This is a genomic window from Mesorhizobium sp. WSM4810, from assembly GCF_055811235.1.
In genome coordinates, this window is record NZ_JBVVQV010000022.1 from 104,723 (window position 1) to 111,638 (window position 6,916).

Genomic DNA, 6,916 nt, shown 5'->3' on the forward strand with positions numbered 1-6,916 from the left:
CACTGCCCTATGCCGCGGCGGCAGCCGCCGCCACCGTGCGGCCGAGCCCATCATGCAGGTCCAGGCAGCGCTCGAACCACTGCGCCACCACATCGCTGTCGTCGAGCAACCGGTAGGGCGAGGCGATGCGCGCCCATTGCAGCGCGCCGAAGACGATGTAGTCGGCAAACAGCGGTGATTGGCCGCCGATGAACGGCTGATAGGCCAGCATCGAGCGCAACGGCTCCAGCGAGGCACGGAAGGCACCAAGGCCGGCGTCCCGCGCCGCCACCACCTCTTCCAGTCTCTGGCCGAAGCGCTGTTCGCGGTTTTGGCGAAAATAGGCGGCGTTGGCCTCGTCCTGCATGGCGTGCAGGTCCATGATCGCCGCAGTGGTGACATAGGGGTGGATGGTCAGTTGCGACCAGCGTTCGACGAAGCGCGCCATCGCCTTGCCGCCGTCGCCGCAAAACAATGTCGGTCGCTCTGGATAGGCCTCGTCGAGATAGAGCGCGATGGCGAAAGAATCGGCGACCACCTTCTCGCCGTCGCGGATCACCGGAACGAGTTTTGAAACGCCGCCTTCAACGGTGGGCACTTCGAGAAAGCGTGTCGGCACGGTTGAGATATCGAGGCCCTTGTGGGCAAGCGCCATCGTCGCCTTCCAGCAATGCGGGCTGAACGGACGGGCGTCATCGCGTCCGACGAGATCATAGAGCAGAATGGTCATTGGCGGCAGCTTCCCTGCGGTCTACTAGAGCGACGTTCGGGCCTTGCGGTAAGCACCCGAAACGGGGTCTCGCGGGCCGGAGAAAACGATGAAACAGCACTTCATGATGTTTGCTGCCTACAATCAATGGGCCAATAGCCGCATCTACGATGCCGCCGCCGATCTCGACGAGGAAGATTTTCACCGCAACGTCGGGGTCTTCTTCGGCTCGATGATGGGGACGCTCAACCATGTCCTGACTGCCGATCGCATCTGGATGAGGCGCTTTACCGGCGAGGGCGACGCGCCGGCCAGGCTCGACACGGTCCTGCACCGCGCCCTGCCGGGCTTGCGGCTGGCGCGCGAGGCCGAAGACAAAAGGATCGTCGACTGGGTTGGGGCGTTAAGCGACAAGGCTTTGTCCGGCCGCTTCTCCTACATGACCGTCTCCGACATGCGCACCGTCTCGCAGCGATTGGCGCCGGCGCTTGATCATTTCTTCAATCACCAGACCCATCACCGCGGCCAGGCGCACGCGATCCTGACCATTCTCGGCCGGCCTTCGTTGCCGCTCGACCTGACGCTGTTCCAGCGCAGCGAAGAGGGCCGCGCCTACGCATGATTTGGGATCATCCGGATCGAATTGACAGGAAAGCCCGTCGAAGACGAACAGCAACTTCGACGGGCTATAGTCGCAAAAGAGGCTTGGCCAGTCAGGCGGCGTATCCGCCCTGGTCGCGGGAGATCGGCTTGACCGAGACTGCCGGCTGCGCCGAATGCCAGAGAATGCCTGCCGAAACTGCGAAGGTAATCAGGGCATCGCGCGCGGCCTCGGGCGAGATCTCGCCGGCGCGTGCCGCCTCGCAGGCCTTCACCGCCGCGCCATAGCTCAGGCGTCGCCGCGATGGCGGAAACTCGGTCAGGAACTCATGCATGTCGAACAGCGAAGCGATCATGCGCTTATGGCCGGCGCCGACGGTTACGGCGACCGGGGTGAAAAATGTCTTATCGTGCATTCTGGCCTCTCGAATTGGGCGGAGGTGACGGGCGGACGCCGCTCTCCGACCGGGGGTAGGACGCCCAGAAACGCGGATTGCGGCATCAGGTTCCATGTTGCCGAAATTTGATTTTCGCCACCAGGCTCCGTGGCATGAGCGTCGTGCCGAAGAGCGGCCTATTTCCACATGTCGCGCATGCGGGCGCCAAGGTCGACGCGCACTTGCGGCTGGCGGCGCGGATCATCCTTGGCCTGGACGCTCGCCCACGATGTCTGTTCGAAGGCGCCGAGGATCGAGGCCGGGATGAAGCGGGTGCGCGAGGCGTAAACATGGCGATCGCCGCGCGCCGCCTGGCCGTGGACGAAAAGGCGCTGCGGCATGACCAGGTGCAGGCCGTCCTTGGCCCGCGTCATCGCCACGTAGAGCAGGCGGCGCTCCTCGTCGATATCCTCCTTCGAGCCGACGGCGAGATCGATCGGGATGCAGCCGTCGACGGTGTTGAGCACGAAGACGTTCTTCCATTCCTGGCCCTTGGCCGAATGGATGGTCGACAGGATCAGATAGTCCTCGTCGCGATGCGGCGGCCCAGCCTCGTCGCTGGTTGCATCCGGCGGATCGAGGGTCAGCTCGGTGAGGAAACGCTCGCGCGAGGCATAGCCCGAGGCGATCTGTTCGAGCTGCAGAATATCGGCCCGGCGTGTCGTTGCGTCCTCGTGGATGCGGTCGAGATGCGGCTCATACCAGAGCCTGACCTGTTCGAGCTCAACAGGCCATTTTCCCGACCCGGCGCGAAGCTGCGAGAACAGCGCGACGAAACCCGGCCAGTCGTCGGCGGCGCGTTGCGGCGGGCGGTAGCGCGCCAGCCCCATCGCTTCGTCGAGCGACGTCGCCATGGTGTCGACGATCTGCGAAGCCGCCGAAGGGCCGATGCCGGGCAAAAGCTGCAGCACGCGAAAACCGGCGACGCGGTCGCGCGGGTTCTCGGCGAAGCGCAGCACCGCCAGCACGTCCTTGACATGGGCGGCGTCGAGGAACTTCAGCCCGCCGAACTTGACGAACGGGATGTTGCGGCGCGTCAGTTCGATCTCCAGCGGCCCGCTGTGGTGCGAGGCGCGAAACAGCACGGCCTGCGCCTTCAGCGCCGTGCCCGCCTCGCGCTCGGTCAGGATCGCCTGACAGACGTAACTCGCCTGCTCGGCCTCGTCGCGGACGCTGACCAGCTTCGGCTTTTCGGTCGATTTGCGCTCCGACCAGAGGTTCTTGGTAAAGCGCTCCGAGGCCTCGCCGATTACCGCATTGGCGGCGGCCAGGATGGTCTCGGTCGAGCGGTAGTTGCGCTCCAGCATGACGATCTCGGCCGGCCGGGCGAACTGTTTTGGAAAGTCGAGGATGTTGCGCACTTCCGCGGCGCGAAACGAATAGATCGACTGCGCATCGTCGCCGACCACCGTCAGCCCGGATCCGTCCGGCTTGAGCGCCGCGAGGATCGAGGCCTGCAGCCGGTTGGTGTCCTGGTATTCGTCGACCAGCACATGGTCGAAACGCCCACCCAGATGCGCCGATATCTCCGGCTCGCCGGCCATCTGCGCCCAGTAAAGCAGCAGGTCGTCGTAATCGAGCACGTTCTGCGCCTGCTTGGCCTCGACATATCGGGCGAACAGCGCCTTAAGCTGTTCTGCCCATCCCGCGCACCAGGGAAACACCGAACCCAAAATTTCGCCGAGCGGCGCCTGCGCGTTGACGGCACGCGAATAGATCGCCAGGCACGTGCCCTTGGTCGGAAAACGGCCTTCCGTCTTCGAGAAGCCTAGTTCGTGCCGGGCGAGGTTCATCAGGTCGGCCGAATCCTCGCGGTCGTGGATGGTGAAGGCCGGATCGAGGCCGATCTCCAGCGCGTAGTCGCGCAGCAGCCTGGCGCCGATGCCGTGAAACGTGCCGGCCCAGGTAAGCGCATCGGTGATGATGGAAGCGTCGCGGCCGAGCACCTCGCCGGCGATGCGCTCGACCCGCTTGGCCAATTCCGATGCGGCGCGACGCGAAAACGTCATCAAAAGGATGCGCCTGGGGTCGGCGCCCCTGACGATCAGATGCGCGACGCGATGCGCCAGCGTGCTGGTCTTGCCGGAGCCGGCCCCGGCGATCACCAGCAGCGGCCCGGCGACCTTGCCGTCGCCATGCTCGACGGCAACGCACTGCTCGGCATTCAGCTTCGCGAGATAGGCAGGCCGGAAGGTCGAATCACGGGCAGCGAGGTTCATTGCCCATCAAGCATCGTTTCTGCTTTGTTCGCAACGCTTTCGTACGTGCGACCGATGCGTTCGATGCTACTGGCGCCCCACCGACGAACCGAAACTAGCGCTGCGGCTCGACGCCCATCGCCGCTGACTGCCGCGGCAGCGACGTGTCATCATCGGGAGGCGGCAGCAACAGCGGATCGAAGTCGTCGGGCACTTCGTCGACGATTTCCCTGACGATGCGGTAGGCCACATAGACGGCGGCCCCGGCTATGAGCAGACGGATCATGATTTTCTCCATTGGTGTGGACCAACCGAGGAGCCCGCGTTTTGTTCCCCTCTCTCGTTTTGTTCCCCGGGTTCCAAAACGTCCCAAGCTCTTGCCCGAGCGTGCAACCAAATCGGAACCGTCTCGTTTGCCCGGTGACAGGAGGTTGCGATGAACAAGCTCTCAACTTTGCTGGCCCCGACCTGGCTCGTCTTGGCCGCAGCGCTGGCTGTCGCGGCCTGCGACAACAACATTCCACCGACAAAGGCTCCCGGCGCCGATCAAAACCCGCAGGTCGACCCTGCGCCCAACGCGACGCCAGGCGATGATCAACCCGCCGCGCCGCCGGCGCAGTGATGGAAGCCTGTAGAAAGATGGCCGGCGCCGCTTGGGAGGGGAGCGATGACGCCGGCCAGGCGGGTATCAGGTCCGCCGCACACCTAGACATAGCTGAGTCTTGCCTTTGCGTCATGACGCGATAGCCGAAGACGACGGCCTTGCACCGGCAATTAACTGACAAATGCGCGGTTTTCGGCTGCGAGAAGCGATGCTCGCCAGTTGCCGCGCCATCGCAGCCTGTTCCCGGCCTAGCCCGGAGCTAGTCCGTTGACCCGTTGAGGCCGGCGATCGGATCAATCGTCTTCTTTCTCCGCCCGCGGCACCGGGCAACCCGCCGCTGGCGGCCATTTTCATGCGTTATGCGGCCAACCGCCGCCCGAGGTCTTGCGAAGCGCTGACGTCCCGTGCAAAAGCGCGGCCATGCTGATCATTAACGACCTTTCGCTCCGCATGGCCGGACGCCTGCTTCTTGACCATGCCTCGCTGACCTTGCCGGCCGGCAGCAAGGCGGGGCTTGTCGGCCGCAACGGCACCGGCAAGACCACTTTGTTCAAGGCGATCACCGGCGACCTCGCCTCCGAGACCGGCTCGATCGGCCTGCCGAAGAACACGCGCATCGGCCAGGTGGCGCAGGAGGCTCCCGGCACCGAGGAGCCGCTGATCGAGATCGTGCTCAAGGCCGACCTCGAACGCTCCGCATTGCTCGATGAGGAAACGACGGCGACCGATCCGCACCGCATCGCCGAGATCCACATGCGGCTGGCCGATATCGATGCCCATTCGGCCGAGTCGCGTGCCGCCACCATCCTCGCCGGCCTCGGGTTCGACGACGATGCCCAGCGGCGGCCGGCCTCGTCGTTCTCCGGCGGCTGGCGCATGCGCGTCGCACTCGCCGCGGTGCTGTTTGCCGAGCCCGATCTTCTGCTGCTCGACGAGCCGACCAACTATCTCGACCTCGAAGGCACGCTGTGGCTGGAAAACTACGTGTCGAAATACCCGCACACGGTGCTTTTGATCTCGCACGACCGCGATCTGCTCAACCGCGCCGTCAACTCGATCGTCCATCTCGACCAGAAGAAACTGACGTTCTGGCGCGGCGGCTACGACCAGTTCGAGCGCCAATTCACCGAGCAGCGCGAATTGCAGGAGAAGGGCAGGGTCAAGCAGGAAGCCGCGCGCAAGCATATGGAGTCCTTCGTCGAGCGCTTCCGCGCCAAGGCTTCCAAGGCGAGACAGGCGCAGTCGCGCATCAAGGCGCTGGAGAAGATGAAGCCGATCGCCGCAATTGTGAACGACAACGTGCGGCCGTTCTCCTTTCCCGAGCCGGTGAAGACCGTCGCCTCGCCGATCATTGCGCTCAACAACGTCAATGTCGGCTATGTCGAGGCTGAGCCGATCCTGAAGAAGATGACGCTGCGCATCGATGCCGACGACCGTATCGCGCTGCTCGGCGCCAACGGCAACGGCAAGTCGACCTTCGCCAAATTGCTGTCCGGCCGCCTGAAGCAGGAGAGCGGGACCATGACGGTAGCACCCGGCCTGAAGGTGGCGATCTTCGCCCAGCATCAGCTCGACGATCTCAGGCCGAGTGAAAACGCCTATGAGCATGTCCGCCGGCTGATGCCGGAAGCGCCGGAATCGAAGGTGCGCGGCCGTGTCGCCCAGTTCGGACTGACCACCGAAAAGATGAACACCGCCGCCAAGGACCTGTCGGGCGGCGAGAAGGCGCGGCTGTTGATGGGCCTGTCGGCATTCGAGGGGCCAAACCTGTTCATCCTCGACGAACCGACCAACCATCTCGATATCGACAGCCGTGAATCGCTGATCCATGCGCTGAACGAGTTTCCCGGCGCCGTCATCCTGATCTCGCACGACCGCCATCTGCTCGAGGCAACGGCCGACCGGCTGTGGCTGGTCAAGGACGGGACGGTCAATCCTTTTGACGGCGACCTCGATGATTACAAGACGCTTGTCACCGGCGTGGCCGGCGACCGCCGCGGCAAGCGCGAGGCCGAAAAGGCCTCGAAGGCCGACCGCCGCCGTGACGCGGCAGCGCGCCGCGCCGCCTTCGAGCCGCTGGCCAAGGAGATCCGCGCCACCGAAGCGCTGATGGACCGCATCCGCAAGCGCATCGACTTGATCGAGGACGAACTCGCCAATCCGGCGGTCTACGAAAAGGACCCGTCGACGGCGACACGGCTGGCCAAGGAGCGCTCGCAGCTGGCTCAGACACTGGCCGGCCATGAGGAAAAATGGCTGTCGATGTCGGCAGAGTATGAGGAAGGCACGGCTGAGTAGCGCGACGCCCTCTGCCTTCTCCCCTTGTGAGGGCTTTGCACGGGGGCCGAAGTTTGACGCAGATGGCGCATGGGGCGTTTTTTGAACCGCA

7 protein-coding genes are annotated in these 6,916 nt (G+C 64.4%); 3 read left to right on the forward strand and 4 right to left on the reverse strand.

Annotated elements, in window-relative coordinates:
• Positions 1 to 7: 7 nt before the first annotated feature.
• Positions 8 to 709: a glutathione S-transferase family protein gene (locus AC0L3O_RS26350; protein WP_473616987.1), complete on the reverse strand. Its 702-nt coding sequence runs from the start codon at positions 707 to 709 to the stop codon at positions 8 to 10.
• 88 nt (positions 710 to 797) lie between these two features.
• Between AC0L3O_RS26350 and AC0L3O_RS26355 the strand changes: the two genes are divergently transcribed.
• The gene (locus tag AC0L3O_RS26355; RefSeq protein WP_287064425.1) at positions 798 to 1,310 is read left to right on the forward strand and encodes a DinB family protein; all 513 of its coding nucleotides are present in this window, start codon (positions 798 to 800) and stop codon (positions 1,308 to 1,310) included.
• Positions 1,311 to 1,401: 91 nt separating this feature from the next.
• Here the strand turns inward: AC0L3O_RS26355 and AC0L3O_RS26360 are convergent, their stop codons facing one another.
• From AC0L3O_RS26360 to AC0L3O_RS26370, 3 genes are all read right to left on the reverse strand, one after another.
• Positions 1,402 to 1,704, reverse strand: a complete 303-nt coding sequence (locus tag AC0L3O_RS26360; RefSeq protein WP_128247615.1) for a DUF982 domain-containing protein — start codon at positions 1,702 to 1,704, stop codon at positions 1,402 to 1,404.
• 158 nt (positions 1,705 to 1,862) lie between these two features.
• Complete coding sequence (locus tag AC0L3O_RS26365) at positions 1,863 to 3,944, reverse strand: ATP-dependent helicase (protein WP_473616988.1); 2,082 nt, start codon at positions 3,942 to 3,944, stop codon at positions 1,863 to 1,865.
• 94 nt (positions 3,945 to 4,038) lie between these two features.
• Positions 4,039 to 4,209, reverse strand: coding sequence for a hypothetical protein (locus AC0L3O_RS26370; protein WP_236386694.1), 171 nt, complete (start codon positions 4,207 to 4,209; stop codon positions 4,039 to 4,041).
• A 150-nt stretch (positions 4,210 to 4,359) separates the two neighbouring features.
• On the opposite strand from AC0L3O_RS26370, the gene AC0L3O_RS26375 reads away from it, so the two are divergent.
• Both AC0L3O_RS26375 and AC0L3O_RS26380 read left to right on the forward strand, forming a co-directional pair.
• Entirely contained in the window at positions 4,360 to 4,545 is a 186-nt protein-coding gene (locus AC0L3O_RS26375; RefSeq protein WP_128247613.1) for a hypothetical protein, read from the forward strand.
• Positions 4,546 to 4,947: 402 nt separating this feature from the next.
• The gene (locus AC0L3O_RS26380) at positions 4,948 to 6,825 is read left to right on the forward strand and encodes an ABC-F family ATP-binding cassette domain-containing protein (RefSeq protein ID WP_236386696.1); all 1,878 of its coding nucleotides are present in this window, start codon (positions 4,948 to 4,950) and stop codon (positions 6,823 to 6,825) included.
• Positions 6,826 to 6,916: the final 91 nt, after the last annotated feature.

Excerpts from the sequence above, each read along its gene's own strand:
- AC0L3O_RS26370 (WP_236386694.1), bottom strand. The coding sequence starts at position 4,209 with ATGATCCGTCTGCTCATAGCCGGGGCCGCCGTCTATGTGGCCTACCGC.
- AC0L3O_RS26365 (WP_473616988.1), bottom strand. The coding sequence starts at position 3,944 with ATGAACCTCGCTGCCCGTGATTCGACCTTCCGGCCTGCCTATCTCGCG.
- AC0L3O_RS26350 (WP_473616987.1), bottom strand. The coding sequence starts at position 709 with ATGACCATTCTGCTCTATGATCTCGTCGGACGCGATGACGCCCGTCCG.
- AC0L3O_RS26375 (WP_128247613.1), top strand. The coding sequence starts at position 4,360 with ATGAACAAGCTCTCAACTTTGCTGGCCCCGACCTGGCTCGTCTTGGCC.
- AC0L3O_RS26380 (WP_236386696.1), top strand. The coding sequence starts at position 4,948 with ATGCTGATCATTAACGACCTTTCGCTCCGCATGGCCGGACGCCTGCTT.
- AC0L3O_RS26355 (WP_287064425.1), top strand. The coding sequence starts at position 798 with ATGAAACAGCACTTCATGATGTTTGCTGCCTACAATCAATGGGCCAAT.
- AC0L3O_RS26360 (WP_128247615.1), bottom strand. The coding sequence starts at position 1,704 with ATGCACGATAAGACATTTTTCACCCCGGTCGCCGTAACCGTCGGCGCC.